Consider the following 17477-nt stretch of genomic DNA (forward strand, 5'->3'; position numbering starts at 1 on the left):
GCTCACGGCGTGGGCTTCCGGGCGATCGCGACGAGGTCGAGGCTCGCGTCGATGTCGGCCGAGACCAGCGCGAAGTCGTCGACGGTGATCGACTCGACATCGCTCACCAGCTCGGCGGGCCAGGGCTCGCCCGCGAGCGCCCGCTCGATCTGGGCGTCGATGAACGAGCCGCCGTGCTTGGCGTCCAGCTCGCGCAGCCGGGGGCCGTGGTGCACACCGGTCATGAGATCGACGACGAATCCCGCCTCCTCGAGGAGTTCGGTCATCTCGGCGGCGTTGAGCTCACGGGTGTGGAACGGATTGAGCGGGGTGTCCCGGCCGGGGGAGAAGGTGATCCGGTTGGGGGTACTGATCAGCAACTCGCCGCCCGGCGTGAGCACGCGGAAGCACTCGGCCAGGAACTGGGCCTGGTCCCAGAGGTGCTCGATCACCTGGAAGTTGACCACGGTCCCGACGCTCGCGTCCTCGATCGGGAGGTCCGCGAGATTGCCCTGGCGCATGTCGATGCGGGGGTAGCGGGCGCGCACGTGCTCGACTGCGGAGGTGTCGTAGTCGAGGCCGATGACCTTGTCGGCAACGTCGGCAATCATGTTGGCGCCGTAGCCTTCTCCGGATCCGGCCTCGAGCACGACCCGACCGGCAGTGCGTTCCAGGAGCTGTCGGTAGACCACCTCGTGGCGGCGGAACCAGTAGTTCTCCTCGGGCACGCCGGGGACGGTGCGCTCGCCGGTCAGCGGCAGGGTCGCGTCGGCTGAAGTCGGCACTGATGTGTTACTCACCGGTTCGAGATTAGTGCCACGTGTTCCATTCGGTGGCGGGGTGGTCCACATCACAGCCGCCAATGGTCCTCCCGGCCGTTATGGTGAACGGGATTTCGCCATAAGTTACCTGCGGGTAACTTAGTGTGAGGTAATGTCACGCACGGTCATCGTGCGAACAGATGAATACCCAGAGCTCGGCCCATCCGGCGCCGCTCGCTGAGAAGACAGACACAGGAGGTCGACGAAGACCCATGACGAACATCGTCGTTTTGATCAAGCAGGTCCCCGATACCTGGTCCGAGCGCAAGCTCACCGATGGTGACTTCACGCTCGACCGCGAGGCAGCGGACGCCGTGCTCGACGAGATCAACGAGCGCGCCGTCGAGGAGGCACTGCTCATCAAGGAGGCCCAGGGCGGCGAGGTGATCGTGCTGTCGGCCGGTCCCGACCGCGCCACCGACGCCATCCGCAAGGCGCTGTCCATGGGTGCCGACAAGGCCGTGCACGTCAACGACCCGGCGCTGCACGGCTCCGACGCCATCCAGACCGGCTGGACCCTCGCTGCCGCGCTCGGCCAGATCAGCTTCGAGAACGGTGAGGCGGCCGACCTGGTCATCGCCGGCAACGAGGCGACCGACGGTCGCGTCGGCGCCGTGCCCGCGATCATCGCCGAGTACCTGGGCATCCCGCAGCTCACCCAGCTGCGCAAGCTGACCGTCGCCGACGGCAAGGCCACCGGCGAGCGTGAGACCGACGAGGGCATCTTCGGCCTCGAGGCCTCCCTGCCCGCGATCGTCTCGGTCACCGAGAAGATCAACGAGCCGCGCTTCCCGTCCTTCAAGGGCATCATGGCCGCGAAGAAGAAGGAAGTTCTGGTCCTCACCCTCGCCGACCTCGGCGTGGACCCGGAGACCGTGGGCGTCGCGAACGCGGGCACCACCGTCACCGCCTCGATCCCCAAGCCCCCGCGTACCGCTGGCGAGCGCGTCAGCGACGAGGGCGACGGCGGCACCAAGATCGCCGCCTACCTCGTCGGCCAGAAGATCATCTGATCCGCGCCCCTCAACCAGCAGACACAGACGTAGGAGAGAAGTAAGCCATGGCAGAAGTACTCGTGCTCGTCGAGCACAACGAGGGTGCGCTCAAGAAGGTCAGCACCGAGCTCATCACCGCAGCCCGCGTTCTCGGTGAGCCGGCCGCGGTCGTCACCGGTCCGGCCGGCACTGCGGCCAAGCTCGCCGATGCGCTCGCCGCAGCCGGCGCCGCGAAGATCTACGTCGCCGAGTCCGACGACATCGACGGCTACCTGATCACCCCCAAGGTCGACGTCCTCGCCGCGCTCGTCGAGACCGCGAGCCCGGCCGCCGTCATCACCGCCGCCAGCACCGAGGGCAAGGAGGTGTCGGGCCGCCTCGCCGCGCGCATCGGCTCCGGTCTGCTCTCCGACGTCATCGACGTCAAGGCCGACGGTACCGGCGTGCACTCGATCTTCGGTGGCGCGTTCACCGTCGAGGCGAAGGCCAACGGCGAGGTCCCGGTCATCTCGGTTCGCCCGGGTGCCGTCGAGGCCCAGCCGCAGGCCGGCGCGGCCGAGCAGGTCACCGTCGAGGTGCCCGCCCAGGACGAGAGCGCCGTCAAGGTGACCTCGCGTCAGCCGATCGTCGGTGGCGACCGCCCCGAGCTCACCGAGGCGTCGGTCGTCGTCTCCGGTGGTCGCGGTGTCGGCAGCGCCGACAAGTTCTCGGTCGTCGAGGCGCTCGCCGACTCGCTCGGTGCCGCAGTCGGCGCGTCGCGCGCCGCGGTCGACTCGGGCTACTACCCGGGTCAGTTCCAGGTCGGTCAGACCGGCAAGACGGTCTCTCCGCAGCTGTACATCGCACTCGGCATCTCCGGTGCCATCCAGCACCGCGCCGGCATGCAGACGTCCAAGACCATCGTCGCGGTCAACAAGGACGAAGAGGCCCCGATCTTCGAGATCGCGGACTACGGCGTCGTGGGCGACCTGTTCAACGTCGCACCGCAGCTCACCGAGGCCGTGAAGGCTCACAAGGGCTGACGCCTGCACAGTTTCATCTGCACGACTTCGAACGCCCGCCGCTCTCCCTCGAGGGAGAACGGCGGGCGTTCCTCTTTCGACGGCCCAACGTGAGGAGATCGCCTACACAACGAGAAAGGCCCCCGACCGGAGTCGGGGGCCTTTCTTCGGGTGACCGACGGGACTCGAACCCGCGACAGCCAGGATCACAACCTGGTGCTCTACCAACTGAACTACGGTCACCATCGCTTTCCGACGCTCCGCCCCTTGCGGGACTGTGCGTCAGCAGCGTGGACGATACTAGCGTGTTCCGGGGCCAAGTTGCCAATCGGTATCTATTCGGCGACCAAATCCTTGACCACTGCGGCGATATCGCTGGTAGAGGGGCCGGGGTCGGCGACGAACGCCGTGCGTCGGTAGTACTTCAGCTCGCGGATCGACTCCTTGATGTCGGCGAGGGCCCGGTGCGAGAGACCCTTCTCCGGCTGGCCGAAGTAGATCCGCGGGTACCAGCGGCGGCACAGTTCCTTGATCGAGCTGACGTCGATCATCCGGTAGTGCAGGTACTCGTCGAGGAGCGGCATGTCCCGTGTGAGGAAGCCGCGGTCCGTGGCGATCGAGTTGCCCGCCAGCGGTGCGGTGCCCGCCGTGGGGATGTGTTCCCTGATGTACTCGAGCACGCGCCGCTCGGCCTCCTCGAGGGTCACGGTAGAAGCGCGGACCTCCTCGGTGAGTCCGGACTTGGCGTGCATCTCCTTGACCACGTCCGGCATGCCGGCGAGCGCGTCGTCATCGGCATGGATGACGATGTCGACTCCGTCGCCGAGGATGTTGAGGTCGCTGTCGGTGACCAGTGCGGCCACCTCGATCAGCTTGTCGGTGCCGAGCCGCAGTCCGGTCATTTCACAATCGATCCACACAAGTTTGTCCTGCACGAGCATCCACAGTAGTCACGGTGATCTCGGCTAGGGTTCGCGGTGGACACATTCGCGGCAGTTGCTGCTCCGAGGAGGGCATGAATGACGGTGGATCCGACCGCATCCGGGGATTCCGGGCAGACAAGCAGCGCGGACGAGCTCGCGGCGAAGGCGGCCGCGGCAAAGGCCGCAGCCGAGGAGGCGGCCCGGATTGCGGCCGAAGCGGCGGCAGCGGCGGAGGCCGCGCTGCAGCAGGCGCAGGACGCGGAGAAGCAGCACGCCGCGCAGGTGGCCGCGGCGAAGACACCGGCCAAGGAGCCCGCTCCGGCCACCGCGCCCACGGCCCCGTCCCCATCGCCGCCGAGCGCACCAGGCGGCGCGGCCCAGGAGATCGCGGCCGGCTACTCCTTCGACGGCGGGGCGCTCGAGCTCGGCACGATCATCGTCGACGGTGTCGTCGATTCCACAGCGCGCGTGCGTATTCCGCTGGCAACGCTCAACCGGCACGGGCTCGTCGCGGGTGCGACCGGCACCGGCAAGACCAAGACGTTGCAGGGCATCTGCGAACAGCTTTCCGCCGCAGGCGTTCCCGTGGTGATGGCCGACGTCAAGGGTGACGTGTCCGGACTGTCCGCGCCCGGCCAGGCGGGGGAGAAGATCGCCGCACGGGCCGTCGAAACCGGCATCGCAGACTGGGCGCCGACGGCGTTCCCGGTCGAGTTCCTGTCGCTCGGCACCGGTGGCATCGGCATCCCGGTGCGCGCGACCATCACGAGTTTCGGGCCGATCCTGCTCAGCAAGGTGCTGGGCCTCAACGACACCCAGGAGTCCACCCTGGGACTGATCTTCCACTGGGCCGACACCCAGGGCCTGGCGCTGCTGGACCTCAAGGACCTTCGCTCGGTCATCGCGCACCTGACCTCGGACGAGGGCAAGGCCGACCTCAAGGGCATCGGTGGGGTGTCGTCGGCGACGGCCGGGGTGATCCTGAGGGCGCTGGCGAACCTCGAGGCGGACGGCGGCGACACCTTCTTCGGCGAACCCGAACTCGACACGGCGGACCTGCTGCGGGTCGGCCCCGACGGCAAGGGCGTCATCACGCTGTTCGAGCTGGGCGCGCAGGCCGCCCGGCCGGTGATGTTCTCCACGTTCCTGATGTGGGTGCTGGCCGACCTGTTCCAGACGCTGCCCGAGGTCGGCGACGTGGACAAGCCGAAGCTGGTGTTCATCTTCGACGAGGCGCACCTGCTGTTCGCCGACGCGTCGAAGGCCTTCCTGCAGCAGGTCGAGCAGACCGTCAAGCTGATCCGCTCCAAGGGCGTCGGCGTGTTCTTCTGCACGCAGCTGCCGACGGACGTGCCGAACAACGTGCTCTCGCAGCTCGGCGCGCGCATCCAGCACGCGCTGCGCGCGTTCACCCCGGACGACCAGAAGGCGCTCACCAAGACGGTCCGGACCTACCCGAAGACCGAGCACTACGACCTCGAGAAGGCACTCACCTCGTTGGGCACCGGAGAGGCCGTGGTGACCGTGCTCTCCGAGAAGGGCGCGCCGACTCCGGTGGCATGGGCGAAGATTCCGCCGCCGCGTTCGCTGATGGACACCATCGGGGAACCGGCGATCCGGGTGGCGGCGGCGGCCAGCCCGCTGCATGCGAAGTACGGGGAGACGATCGACCGGGAGTCGGCCTACGAGCGGTTGACCGCGAAGGTGTCGGGAGCACAGAGCGACGGGCTCGACCTACCGCCTGCGCTACCGGACCTGCCCGACCTGCCGCCGCCCGCCCCGGACGAGCCCAGTGCCGTGGAGCGGATCATGGAGAACACCGCGGTCAAGAGCTTCCTGCGGTCCGCGGCGACTGTCGCCGGACGAGAAATCTCGCGGTCCATCTTCGGGACCAGCCGCCGCAGGCGCTGACGCACTGTGCGCGCCGTTCACCCCAACCGGGGTGAACGGCGCGCACGGGCGGCGGAGCCGCCTCACACCGGCGGGAGCAGTCGGGGCACGACCTTCCCGGTCGGGTTGCGCGGCAGTTCGTCGAGGAACGCGACCTCCCGCGGCACGCAGAACCGGGCCAGGTGGGCCTTGACGTGGGCGCGCACGTCGTCGGACGTCAGGGCGCCGCCGGCGGCGTCGTCGGTGCGCACGACATAGGCGGCCAGGCGGGCACCGAACTCCGGGTCCTCGATCCCGACCACGGCGTTCTCGAGGACGCCGGGCAGTTCGCTGAGCAGGTTCTCGACCTCGCGTGGGTAGACGTTCTCGCCGCCGGAGACGATCATGTCGTCGCTGCGACCGTCGAGGAAGAGCAGACCGTCCTCGTTGAAGTGTCCGAGGTCGCCGGTCGACATCAGACCGTCGCGCACCTGCTTGTCGCTGCCGGCGCGGGTGTAGCCCTCGAAGAGCATCCCGTTGCCGACGAAGACGTGGCCGACCTCGCCGTCCGGGACCGGGTTCCCGTCCTCGTCGAGGATCCGCACCACCGTCCCGAGCGGAGGGCGGCCGGCGGTGGCCGGGTGCTGCGCCATCTCGTGCGGCTGCGCGATCGACGCCCAGCTCACCTCGGTGGAGCCGTAGAAGTTGTAGAGCACCGGACCGAACACCTCGAGGGTCTTGTGCACGACGCCGGTCGGGATCGCGGATCCGCTCGCCGCGATCACCCGCAGCGACGACAGGTCCGCGTCGCGGGTGCCGGACGGCAGGTCGGTGATCCGCTGCAGCATCGTCGGCACCACCCACAGCGCGCTCGCCTCGTGCTCGGCGACCGACGCGACCGTCGCGGCGGGGTCGAACCGGCGGCTCAGCACCATCGTCGACCGCAAGGCCAACGCGATCTGGGTGGCGGCCAGACCCCAGGTGTGGAAGATCGGGGACGCGACGACGGTGGTCTCGGTGCTGCGCAGCGGCAGTCGGGACAGCACCGCGGACGCGGGCATCCAGCTGCGCGGCTCGGGTCGCGAGGCGCCCTTGGGGGTGCCCGTGGTGCCGGAGGTCAGCACGATGATCCGACCGCGTCGGGGCCGGCGGTCGAGTGATCCCGCGCCGCCGCGCCTGCCGTCCTCGATCAGCCCGTCGAATCGTGCCCAGCCCTCGGCGCCGGAGGTCCCGTCCTCGACGTGCCCGGGGTCCTCGAACACCGCGACCCGCAGCGTGCTGTCGGGGATCAGCCCGGTGAACTCGGGGTCGACGAGCAGCCAGTCCAGTTTCTGTTCGACGACCACCTCGGCGAGCTGAGTGGTCGACGCGCCGGTGTTCAGCAGCACCAGGTCGGTGCCGAGCCGCGACGATGCGCCCATCGCGACGAGGAAGCCCCGGTGGTTGCGGGCCAGGATCCCGATCCGGCCGCGCTCACGCAGGCCGCGGTCGCGGAGGGCGACGGCGAGCGCGTGTGCGTCGGTGTCGAGCTGGCGGTAGCTGACCGAGCCGAGATCGTCGACGACGGCGATCCGGTCGCCGCTGCGACGGGCGGCGACGGCAAGCAAGCCGCCCGCGGTGAAGTCCCACTGGAACCAGGCGGAGACCACGCCGGTGAGGGCACTCGGTCCGATCGGTCCGACGATGCCGGCCTTGGTGATGGGGACGAGCCCCTTGATCAGGTCGGTGGCTCCGGCAAGGCTCGGCATCGGGCAGTGTCCTCCTGGCGGCAACGGGACTGTGCTGTGGTTCCGACCACAGCACAGTCAACTTACTCGTCGGTAAGGACTGGCGCCAGTGGGTGCCGATGTTGCTAGCGGGATGCCTCGCGGCGCAGCAGATCCTCGACCGTCTCGCGCCGGATCAACTCGCGACTGCGGCCGTCGCGCACCGCGACGATCGGCGGCCGGCCGACCGCGTTGTAGGTGGAGGCGAGGCTGTGGTGGTAGGCCCCGGTCCCGGGGACGGCGAGGACGTCACCCGGGTGCAGATCCGACGGCAGCTCGACGTCGACCGCCAGCTCGTCGCCGGACTCGCAGTGCCGGCCCGCGACCGTGACGACGGCGGGCGCCGCCGACGAGTGCCGATTCGCCAGCGCGACGCTGTAGCGGGCACCGTACAGCGCGACCCTCGGGTTGTCGCTCATGCCGCCGTCGACGCAGACGAAGGTCCGGCCGCCGGTTATGTGCTTGACCGACACCACCCGGTACACGGTCACTCCCGCCCTGCCCGCGACCGCGCGGCCGGGTTCGAGAGTGATTCGCGGGCGCGGGAACCGGTACCGAGCGCACGCCTCGTCGAGCGCGTTCTCGATCGCGCCGGCCAACGTACTCAGGTCCAGCTGCGGATCGTCGGGCCGGTAGCAGATACCGTGTCCGCCACCGAGATCGAGCTCGGTGAGGATCAGCCCGTGGTCGAGCCGGATCTGCGCCATCTGCCCGACCATCAGGTGCACTGCGGTCGCGAAATGTGCGGCGTCGGTGATCTGCGAGCCCAGATGGCAGTGCAGGCCGACCAGGTTCAGTCGCGGTTGCCCGAGTACCCGCCGGACGGCGTCGTCGGCCTGACCGTGGGCGAGCGGGAAACCGAACTTCTGGTCGGTGACGCCGGTGGCCACCGCGGGGTGGGTGTGCGCGTCGATGCCGGGCGTGACCCGGATCAGGACGTTCTGCCTGCGGGTCAGCGACGAAGCGAGCAGCGCGATCTCGGTGACCGAGTCCAACACGATCCGACCGACCCCGGCCGTCCGCGCCGCAGCCAGTTCAGCGGGCGTCTTCGCGTTGCCGTGCATGATGATTCGCCGCGGGTCGACGCCGGCGGACAGTGCGATGGCCAGTTCCCCCGCCGAGCACACGTCGAGTGCGAGCCCCTCCTCGGTCACCCAGGACGCCACCGCGCGGGTGAGCAACGCCTTTCCGGCGTAGGCGATCTCGGCCTCCGGGAACACCTCCCGGTAGGTCCGGCACCGGCCGCGCAGGTCCATCTCGTCGAGGACGTAGCTGGGCGTGCCGTACTGGTCGGCGATGTCCGCCAGCGCCACCCCGGCCACTGTGATGCGACCGTGGTCGTCGACGTGGGTGCCGTCCGGCCAGACGGCGGGGTCGAGGCGCGGGGTCATTGCCGAGCGCAGCGACGGGAAGATCTCGAGCAGGGTCACCGTGGTCTCCTTGGGTGGATGTCACCCTCCGGAGTACTCCCCGAGATCCCCGCTCACCGCACCCTTGACGGGCCCTTGACGCCGGCGGGGGCGGTTTTGACGCGAACCGACTAGCCGCCCAGCTTCTTGTAGAAGGTGCCGACGATCGGGGCCACCACCGCCCGCGGGCTGTACTGCCCGGCGACCGACATGCCCTTGCTGAGGATGCCCGGCACCACGCGCATCTTGTTCTTCGCGAGTGCGTCGAGCGAGACCTTCGCGGTGTACTCGCTCGAGATCCAGAAGAAGTCGGGCACCAGCCTGTCCACGATGGACGCCTCGGCGGGGTCGGGCGTTTCCGTGCGCACCGGGCCCGGCGCGAGCAGCGTCACGTGCACGCCGGACCCCTTCAGCTCGCCGCGCAGCGACTCGGAGAAGGTGTTGACGAAGGCCTTGGTGGCGGCGTAGGTCGCGTTGTTGGGGATCGGCATGTTGCCGGCCGCGGACCCCACGTTGAGGATGCCGCCCGAGCGGCGCTCGATCATGCCGGGCAGGACCGCCAGCGTGAGGTCGTGCACGGCAACGGCATTGAGCTCGACCTGGGCCCGCTCGTAGCCGGCGTCGAGCTCGGACACCGGCCCGAAGGTCGCGATGCCGGCGTTGTTGCACAGGATGCTGACCGGGCGGTGCGCGAGTTCCTCGGTGAGCGCGGCGCGCTTGTCGCGGTCGGACAGGTCCACCGCCCGCACCTCGACGGTGACCCCGTGGGCGGCGGTCAGCTTCGCGGCCAGGGCATCGAGCAGGTCGCCGCGGCGAGCGACGAGGATCAACGAATGGCCCTGTGCGGCCAGCTCGGTGGCCAGCGCCTCGCCGATGCCGGAGGAGGCGCCGGTCACGACCGCGCGGGTGTCGGGGGTGGGGGTAGGCAGGCTCACGGTGGTCAGGCTAACCGCTACACCGTCGCCGCGAGCGCGGTGCCCTGTCACAGCGCAGCCGCGAGCCGCGTACCTTGCTCGATCGCCCGCTTCGCGTCGAGTTCGGCGGCCACGTCGGCGCCGCCGATGACGTGGACGGGCAACCCGGCCGCGGTCAGGTCGGCTTCGAGGTCGCGTACCGACTCCTGGCCGGCGCAGATCACCACGTTGTCGACGGCGACCACCTGCGGCCGTTCCCGCTTCTCACCGAAGGTGATGTGCAGGCCCTCGTCGTCGATCCGCTCGTAGTTGACGCCGGAGATCTGGTGCACGCCCTTCTTCTTCAGCGCGGCGCGGTGGACCCAGCCGGAGGTCTTGCCGAGGCCCGCGCCGATCGGGGTGGTCTTGCGCTGGAGCAGGTACACCTCGCGTGCGGACGGGGTGGACCGCGGTTCGGTGAGCGCGCCGGCGGCGGACTCGTCGGAGGTCACGCCCCACTCGCGGTTCCACTCCTCGAGATCGAGCGCCGGGGAACGTTCGTGGGTGAGGAACTCGGAGACGTCGACGCCGATGCCGCCCGCCCCGATCACCGCGACCCGCTCGCCGACCGGTCGGCCGTCGCGGACGAGCTCGGCGTACGACAGCACACTGGAGTGCTCGATGCCGGGGATCGCGGGAATCCGCGGGGTGACGCCGGTCGCGAGCACGATCTCGTCGTGGCCGCCGTCGATCAGCCGCCGCGCGTCGACCCGGGTGCCCAGGTGCACCTCGACCCCGGCCAGTTCGAGTTGGCGGGTGTAGTAGCGGATCGTCTCGGCGAACTCCTCCTTGCCGGGGATCCGACGCGCGATGCCGAACTGGCCACCGATCTCGTCGCCGGCTTCGTACAGGTTCACCTCGTGCCCGCGCTGGGCCAGGTTCAGTGCCGCGGACAGTCCGGCGGGTCCGGCCCCGACCACCGCGACGTTCTTGCGTCGCCGGGTGGGGGAGAGCACGAGGTCGGTTTCGCGGCCCGCACGGGGGTTGAGCAGGCAGGACACCTTCTTGTTGCCGAAGGCGTGGTCGAGGCAGGCCTGGTTGCAGGCGATGCAGGTGTTGATCTCGTCGCTGCGTCCCGCCTCGGCCTTGCGCACCCAGTCGGGGTCGGCAAGCATCGGCCGGGCCATCGAGATCAGTTGTGCGTCACCGCGGGCGAGGATCTCCTCGGCGGTCTCGGGCATGTTGATGCGGTTCGACGCGCACACCGGGATGGTCACCTCGCGGGCCAGGCGCTCGGTGAAGTCGACGAACGCCGCGCGGGGCACGGAGGTGACGATGGTCGGGACCCGCGCCTCGTGCCAGCCGATGTCGGTGTTGATGATCGTGGTGCCGGCGGCCTCGAGTTCGCGTGCGAGGGTGACGATCTCGTCCCAGGTCTGGCCTTTCTCGACCAGGTCCGCCATGGACAGCCGGAACAGGATGACGAAGTCCGGGCCGACGGCCTCGCGGGTGCGTCGGACGATCTCGACCGCGATGCGGCGACGGTTCTCCGCCGAGCCTCCCCACTTGTCGGTGCGCTTGTTGGTGCGCGGGGCGAGGAACTGGTTGATGAAATAGCCCTCGCCGCCCATGATCTCGACGCCGTCGTAGCCGGCAGATCGGGCGAGTCGCGCGCAGCGGACGAAGTCGCCGATGGTCGACTCGACGCCGCGGCCGGTGAGTGCGCGCGGTCGGAACGGGTTGATGGGGGCCTTGATCGAGGAGGCCGAGGCGCTGAGCGGGTTGTACGAGTACCGGCCGGCGTGCAGGATCTGCAGTGCGATCTTGCCGCCCTCGGCGTGCACGGCGTCGGTGACCGTGCGGTGTCGCCGGGCCTGCGCCTTCGTGATCATCTCGGCGCCGAACGGCACCAGCCATCCGGTGCGGTTCGGCGCGTAGCCGCCGGTCACGATCAGCCCGACGCCGCCGCGGGCGCGTTCGGCGAAATAGGCTGCCAGCTTGGGGATGTCGCGGACGCGGTCCTCGAGCCCGGTGTGCATCGACCCCATGACGACGCGGTTGCGCAGGGTGGTGAACCCCAGGTCCAGCGGGGACATCAGATTCGGGTACGGGTTGCTCACGGGGGCGGCCTCTCGGTCGTCGGGTTCGGGACGGTGATCGGTGGCAGGAGCGGAGCCTGCGGAGCGACCAGGGTTGGCAGGAGCGGAGCCTGCGGAGCGACCAGGGTTGACAGGAGCGGAGCCTGCGGAGCGACCGGAACTAGAGGGCATCGAGGACCTCCTGGCACCACAGGGTGAAGCCCTCCTCCACGCGGATGCCGCCGCGGAGGACCAGGTACTGGTGCAGTTGGGGGCCGGAAAGCCGGTCGGGTGCGGGGAAGTCGCGCTTCTCGATCAGTCGGTAGACCTCGAGGCGGCGTGCGTGGTCGTCGCGGTGTCGGGCGACCTCCGCCTTGACGTCGGCGAGATCACCGAGGGAGGCGGCGCGAATCTTGACGGCAAGTTCGTTGCGCAACTGGCCCGGCTCGGTCGGCTCGGCGATCCAGCGCTGCAGTTCGGTGCGGCCCGCGTCGCTGACGCGGTAGACCTTCTTGTCGGGACGGCCGTCCTGGCCGACTGTCCGCGCGTCCACCCAGCCCGCCTCGTCCATCCGCTTGAGCACGCGATAGATCTGCTGGTGGGTGGCGTTCCAGAAGAAGCCGATGGACTTGCCGAATCGGCGCGCGAGTTCGTATCCCGAGCCGGACTGTTCCGACAGCGAGACCAGTAGTGCGTGTTCGAGTGCCACGCGACTCAGTATCTATGCAACGAGGTGACTATGCAACTGGATGTATAGGCGTCGAGGGGCCTCCGTGGCCCGACGGGCGCGCCGTCGCGATCTCCTCCGTGCGGATCGAATCAGCGGCAGAATGGCACCGATGGCACGGTCATCCGACGGAGCGCCGGCCGGATCCGCGGGATCCGGCGAACAGGACATTGCGCGGTTCGTCGGGCGGATCGGTCTGGTCGACCATCACTGCCACGGCGTGCTGCGCGACCCTCTCGATCGCGACGGGTTCGAGTCCTGGTTGTGCGAGGCCGACGGTCCCGGACGCTGGCACGGCACCATGTTCGACACCCAGGCCGGCCTCGCGGTCCGCCGCTTCTGCGCCGCGCCGCTCGGCCTGGCGCCGCACGCGGGCGCCGAGGATTACCTCGCGCGCCGCGCCGAACTCGGTCCCGACGAGGTGGCCCGGCGGTTGCTGCGCGCTGCTGGAATATCAGAGTTCCTGGTGGACACCGGTTTTCGGGGAGACAGTCTGACGCTGCCGAACGAGTTGGCAGCCCTCGCGGGTGCGCCGGCGCGGGAGATCGTCCGGCTGGAGTCCGTGGCCGAGCGGATGATCGTCGGGTGCGGTGCCACCGAGTTCGCCGAGTCGTGCCGGGACGCGTTGGCGACCGCGGCCGTGACCGCGGTCGCGTTCAAGTCGATCGCCGGGTACCGGGTCGGCCTCGACCTGGCGCCGGATCGCCCGGCCGCGAGCGAGGTCGCCGACGCAGCCGCACGGTGGGCGTCGAACGTCGTCACCGGAGCGGGTCGGGTGCTGGCGGAACTGCTCGAACTCGCGCCGCTGCGGTCGGTGCTGTTCTCCACCGACGGCTGTGGGCTGCCCGAACTGTTCCTCGTCGGCGCCGAACTGTTCCGCCGGGCGCTGTCGGGGTTCCTCGTCACGGGCCTTGCTGACGACGCCTGGTCACGCCGGGACGCGGAACGGATTGCGACGCTGATCGCCGCAAACAACGCCAGGCGCCTACCGCCTCGACTGAGTCCGACGTGGTGAGGCGATCTGCATGCAAGTTGCCCGGCGCTGCCGGCGGTGTGCGGGTTCAGGACCCGCTGGACCCGCCCGACTTGGTGACCGTGCCGGCCGCGTTCGTGGTCAGCAGCGGCAGGAACGTGTCCGCGATGACCTGATGCCCGACCGGGTTCGCGTGGATGTCGGCGAGCGAGCACATCCACGTCCATTCGCAGATTCTCGCGACATTGCGGGGCAGAGTTCCGAAGGGCGGGACGTCGACGGTGGTGAGGACGTCGTTGTTGGAGAACGCGTTCAGAACATCGGCAGTCTTGAACCCGTTCGCGCTGTTCGCAGTGGTGATGGTCGCGGCGAGCAGGTTGTTCGCGGCGGCGGTGCCCTGCGCTACCACTTGGGACGTGCCGCCCTTGAGCCAGCTGGCGAGTGCGGGGTCGTAGTAGTTCATCCCGACGTAGTGCGGGTCCTTGCCGCCGGCCTTGTGCAGTTCGCCGGTGATCTTCCCGAGGTTGGTGCCGATGGTGCCGAGGCTCTGCGCGATGCAGCCGACATCGGGCAGGCCCGCGGATCCGGATCCGGCCGTCAGGCAGTGGTAGATGTCGTTGGCGCCGACGGTGAGGGTGAGGTACTTGACCCGCCCCTGATGTGCCGCCAGGAACTTGGTGGCGAAGTCGAGTTGGGAACTCGCGTCGGGGTAGACGCACTTGCCGCCGTTGATCATCGACACGGTGGTCTCGCCATCGCATCCGATGCGCACGAACTGCAGGTTGGGGTCGGATTCCTTCAACGTCTTGTAGAGGAGATCGCTGTAGGAGACGGGTTCGTCCTTCTTCGTGTTCGGCTGATAGCCCGCGGCGAGGGAATCACCCATCGAGACGTAGTACGTGTCGGTCGGATTCTCCGGCGGGACGGTCGGCGCGGCGACGGCGGGAGCGCCGGCGAATCCGATCGAGACGGCCGCGACGGCAACGGCGACGGGCAGAAGTCGAGAGAGCATGGGTGCCTCCAGATCTGTGTGAACCGACCAGAATGACGGACCGCTCGAAAGGGTATGGCCGGCACCGCCGCCCACGACGCGAACTGGGGAAATCGTTACGTCGCGGTGACGGGTACCGGCGGCACTCGCTCGCCTAGGCTCGCCGTATGAGCGCACCGGTGGTCGGCGACGGCGTCACCCGCAGGCAGGTATTCGCCTGGGGCTTGTGGGACTGGGGTTCGGCCGCGTTCAACGCGGTGATCGTCACCTTCGTGTTCTCGGTCTACCTCACCGACGCGGTGGGGGAGAACCTGCCCGGCTCGGTGTCGGCGAGCAGCTGGCTGGGCTGGTCGCTCGGTGCCGCGGGACTGTGCATCGCACTGCTCGCCCCCGTCACGGGCCAGCGGTCGGATGCGACCGGGCACCGACGGCGTTCGCTGGCGCTGCTCACCGCCGCGGTGGTCGTCTGCATGCTGTTGATGTTCTTGGTGCGGGACAGTTACGAGTACCTGTGGCTCGGACTGCTGCTGCTCGGTGTGGGGTCGGTGATCTTCGAGCTCGCCCAGGTGCCCTACAGTGCGATGCTCCGCCAGGTGTCCACCCCGGAGAACATCGGTCGGGTCTCCGGGTTCGGGTGGGCGATGGGCTATTTCGGCGGCATCGTGCTCCTGCTGGTGTGCTACTTCGGATTCATCACCGGTGACGGCGACACCCGCGGGCTCTTCGCGCTGAGCACCGACGGCGGACTCAACATCCGGTTGGTGGCGGTGCTGGCGGCGGTCTGGTTCGCCGTGTTCGCGATCCCGGTGCTGTTCGCCGTTCCGGAACTGCCGCGCACGCAGACGGGTCCGGACCTCTCGGGTGCGGCCTCGGGAGCTGTGACTGCAGGGAACGTGGGGTTCCTCGCCTCGTACCGGGTGCTGTGGCGGGACCTGCGCGAGCTGTGGAACGCCGACCGGCACACCATCTACTTCCTGGTGGCCAGCGCGCTGTTCCGGGACGGGCTCGCAGGCGTGTTCACCTTCGGCGCGGTGCTGGCGGTCAATGTCTACGGCATCGCGTCCTCGGACGTCCTGCTGTTCGGTGTCGCAGCGAACGTGGTGGCGGCGGGCGGGGCGTTGGCGGCGGGTCGCGTCGACGACCGACTCGGACCGAAGGCGGTGATCGTCGGGTCGCTCGGCTCGATGCTGGCGGTCGGGGCGGCGCTGCTCGTGGTGTCGGGGCCGGTCGGGTTCTGGATCTTCGGACTGCTGCTGTGCCTGTTCGTCGGCCCGGCGCAGTCGGCGGCGCGCACCTTCCTGACCCGGATCACGGTGGTGGGCCGGGAGGGGCAGATGTTCGGCCTGTACGCCACGACCGGCCGGGCGGTCTCGTTTCTGGCGCCGACGCTGTTCGGGCTGTTCGCGTGGATGTTCGCCAGCGACCGAGCCGGGATCATCGGACTGCTCGTGGTGCTCGCGGTCGGTCTCGCGGCGCTGCTCCCGGTGCGTGCACCGGCACGTGGTGCGCAGCCCGACTACCGCTTGGCGCCCTCCGCGCGCTGAATCCCGAGCTTTTCCGCGAACAGTCGGCGCTGCACGATCCAGCCGGCCGCAGCGAGCGCGATCCAGATCAGCGTCGAGGTGACCTGCTGCCAGCCCGGATTGGGGTCCCGGAGGAAGGTGAGCGCGCTGGTCATCCTCCCGAGGCCGCTCAGGATCATGCTGGCGCCGCCGATCGAGGTCAGCCACAGCAGTGCTCGGGCCCGGTACTTGTCGGCGAGGAAGGCCCCGGCGACCGCGACGGCCACGACCACGATCGCGCCGAGCGCCCAGTTCTTGTCACCGGGTTGCAGTACGTCCGCGAGTTTCGCGCCCGCCATCGCGCCCGTGAGCCCGCCGATGAAGTAGGCGGAGAACTTGAAGACGAGGGTGGTGACGACCCACGCGGCAACCGCGCCGATCAGCGCGAAGAGGAACGACGTCCAGAGCGATGGATTGAACAGGTCGGTGATCAACCAGCCGAGGCCGAAGCCGGAGGCCAGCACCGCCAGGTGCAACGACCGGATGCCCCAGAAGCACAGCAGGGCTCCGACCAGGACTACCGCCAGTCCGCTCATTTCCCGTTCCCTTCGATTCGTGCGAGGACCGCGTCGGCGAGCGCGCCGGGTGCCTGTTCGGGGATCCAGTGACTGATGCCGTCCAGTTCGACGAAACGGTATGGAGCGTCGACGAATTCGCCGCACCGCTCCGCGCCCGCCCGGCCGAGTGCCTCGTCGCCGTTGCTCCAGACGTAGGTGGTGGGCACGGTCACCGGCGCGATGTCGCCGAATTCGCGGCCCATGGCCCGGTACCAGGACAGGGCGGCGGTGAGCGCGCCCGGTTCGGCGAGGGTGCGCACGTGCTCCGCGACCTGGGTGGGGTCGACGTCGCCGAAGACCGCCCGCAGGCGGTGGGCGTCGTCGGCGAGCAGCGCCCGCTCGGCGGAGTCGCCGTGCCGGAACACTCCGATGTAGCGCGACCGCTGGCGTTGGTCCTCGTCCTCGCGGAGCGCCCAGCCGAACGCGGCCGGGTGCGGCACCGACACCGCGGTGAGCGTGCGTACCCGGTCGGGGTGGCCCGCGGCGACCACCCAGGCCACCGCGGCGCCCCAGTCGTGACCGACCAGGTGGGCGCTCTCGATCCCCAACGTGTCCAGCAGGCCGACCGCGTCGCCGACCAGGTTGGCGATTCCGTAGTGCTCGACGCCGACCGGCCGGGCGCCGGCGGAGTACCCGCGCTGGCTGGGTGCGATCACCCGGAGTCCGGCCGCGGTGAGCAGTGGGGTGATCGGGCGCCAGCAGGCGGCGGTCTCGGGGAAGCCGTGCAGCATCAGGACCGGCGCGCCGTCCGCCGGACCGGCGGTCGTCACGTCGAAGGTGTAGTCGCCGACCTCGACGGTGGTGGCGAAGGCGGTCGGATCCATGTGTCCCCCAAGATCACTCGCGGTCGTTGCGGTGCCGGTGGCGGCTGCTCGCACATGCCTGTCCGGAACACTACCGCGACGCGTGTCACCGTCCGGTCAATTGCGTGAC

At 69.4% G+C, this 17477-nt stretch carries 15 protein-coding genes and 1 tRNA gene; 5 read left to right on the forward strand and 11 right to left on the reverse strand.

Annotation, left to right across the window (positions count from 1 at the left end):
* Nucleotides 1-2 precede the first annotated feature (2 nt).
* Nucleotides 3-833, reverse strand: coding sequence for a class I SAM-dependent methyltransferase (locus FK531_RS07310; protein WP_435531035.1), 831 nt, complete (start codon nt 831-833; stop codon nt 3-5).
* Between the two features lie 179 nt (nt 834-1012).
* Here FK531_RS07310 and FK531_RS07315 point away from each other — a divergent pair, with 179 nt between their 5' ends.
* Both FK531_RS07315 and FK531_RS07320 read left to right on the forward strand, forming a co-directional pair.
* Nucleotides 1013-1813 (forward strand): electron transfer flavoprotein subunit beta/FixA family protein, encoded by an 801-nt coding sequence (locus FK531_RS07315; protein ID WP_142097070.1) that lies wholly within the window; start codon nt 1013-1015, stop codon nt 1811-1813.
* Nucleotides 1814-1860: 47 nt separating this feature from the next.
* Complete coding sequence (locus tag FK531_RS07320) at nt 1861-2817, forward strand: electron transfer flavoprotein subunit alpha/FixB family protein (RefSeq protein ID WP_142097073.1); 957 nt, start codon at nt 1861-1863, stop codon at nt 2815-2817.
* 149 nt (nt 2818-2966) lie between these two features.
* Here FK531_RS07320 and FK531_RS07325 read toward each other — a convergent pair.
* Nucleotides 2967-3039 (reverse strand) — tRNA-His (locus FK531_RS07325).
* A 92-nt stretch (nt 3040-3131) separates the two neighbouring features.
* Nucleotides 3132-3731 carry an oligoribonuclease gene (gene orn / locus FK531_RS07330; RefSeq protein ID WP_142097076.1) on the reverse strand — a complete coding sequence of 200 codons (600 nt, stop codon included), beginning with the start codon at nt 3729-3731 and terminating at the stop codon, nt 3132-3134.
* A gap of 84 nt (nt 3732-3815) precedes the next feature.
* On the opposite strand from orn, the gene FK531_RS07335 reads away from it, so the two are divergent.
* Entirely contained in the window at nt 3816-5630 is a 1815-nt protein-coding gene (locus FK531_RS07335; RefSeq protein ID WP_142097079.1) for a helicase HerA-like domain-containing protein, read from the forward strand.
* 62 nt (nt 5631-5692) lie between these two features.
* Here FK531_RS07335 and FK531_RS07340 read toward each other — a convergent pair whose 3' ends face one another.
* The 5 genes from FK531_RS07340 to FK531_RS07360 form a co-directional block, all read right to left on the reverse strand.
* A complete protein-coding gene (locus tag FK531_RS07340; protein WP_142097082.1) occupies nt 5693-7336 on the reverse strand; it encodes an AMP-binding protein in 1644 nt (547 codons plus the stop codon).
* A gap of 104 nt (nt 7337-7440) precedes the next feature.
* Entirely contained in the window at nt 7441-8784 is a 1344-nt protein-coding gene (lysA, locus tag FK531_RS07345) for a diaminopimelate decarboxylase (protein WP_142097084.1), read from the reverse strand.
* Between the two features lie 110 nt (nt 8785-8894).
* A complete protein-coding gene (gene cmrA, locus FK531_RS07350) occupies nt 8895-9698 on the reverse strand; it encodes a mycolate reductase (protein ID WP_142097087.1) in 804 nt (267 codons plus the stop codon).
* A gap of 47 nt (nt 9699-9745) precedes the next feature.
* On the reverse strand, nt 9746-11752 hold the full coding sequence (locus tag FK531_RS07355) for an NADPH-dependent 2,4-dienoyl-CoA reductase (protein WP_181762879.1): 2007 nt from the start codon (nt 11750-11752) through the stop codon (nt 9746-9748).
* A gap of 163 nt (nt 11753-11915) precedes the next feature.
* Nucleotides 11916-12443 (reverse strand): PadR family transcriptional regulator, encoded by a 528-nt coding sequence (locus FK531_RS07360; RefSeq protein ID WP_142097092.1) that lies wholly within the window; start codon nt 12441-12443, stop codon nt 11916-11918.
* Nucleotides 12444-12573: 130 nt separating this feature from the next.
* Here FK531_RS07360 and FK531_RS07365 point away from each other — a divergent pair, with 130 nt between their 5' ends.
* On the forward strand, nt 12574-13476 hold the full coding sequence (locus tag FK531_RS07365) for a hypothetical protein (protein ID WP_246097991.1): 903 nt from the start codon (nt 12574-12576) through the stop codon (nt 13474-13476).
* Between the two features lie 46 nt (nt 13477-13522).
* On the opposite strand, the gene FK531_RS07370 is transcribed toward FK531_RS07365, so the two are convergent.
* Nucleotides 13523-14446 carry a GDSL-type esterase/lipase family protein gene (locus tag FK531_RS07370; RefSeq protein WP_142097095.1) on the reverse strand — a complete coding sequence of 308 codons (924 nt, stop codon included), beginning with the start codon at nt 14444-14446 and terminating at the stop codon, nt 13523-13525.
* A gap of 146 nt (nt 14447-14592) precedes the next feature.
* Between FK531_RS07370 and FK531_RS07375 the strand changes: the two genes are divergently transcribed.
* Nucleotides 14593-15969, forward strand: a complete 1377-nt coding sequence (locus FK531_RS07375) for an MFS transporter (protein ID WP_142097098.1) — start codon at nt 14593-14595, stop codon at nt 15967-15969.
* Here the strand turns inward: FK531_RS07375 and FK531_RS07380 are convergent.
* Nucleotides 15942-16523, reverse strand: coding sequence for a TM7S3/TM198-like domain-containing protein (locus tag FK531_RS07380; protein WP_142097101.1), 582 nt, complete (start codon nt 16521-16523; stop codon nt 15942-15944). The genes FK531_RS07375 and FK531_RS07380 overlap by 28 nt on opposite strands.
* The gene (locus FK531_RS07385; RefSeq protein WP_142097105.1) at nt 16520-17368 is read right to left on the reverse strand and encodes an alpha/beta fold hydrolase; all 849 of its coding nucleotides are present in this window, start codon (nt 17366-17368) and stop codon (nt 16520-16522) included. Before FK531_RS07385 ends, FK531_RS07380 begins: the two co-directional genes overlap by 4 nt.
* Nucleotides 17369-17477: the final 109 nt, after the last annotated feature.

The organism is Rhodococcus spelaei (assembly GCF_006704125.1).
Taxonomy (GTDB): domain Bacteria; phylum Actinomycetota; class Actinomycetes; order Mycobacteriales; family Mycobacteriaceae; genus Rhodococcus_G; species Rhodococcus_G spelaei.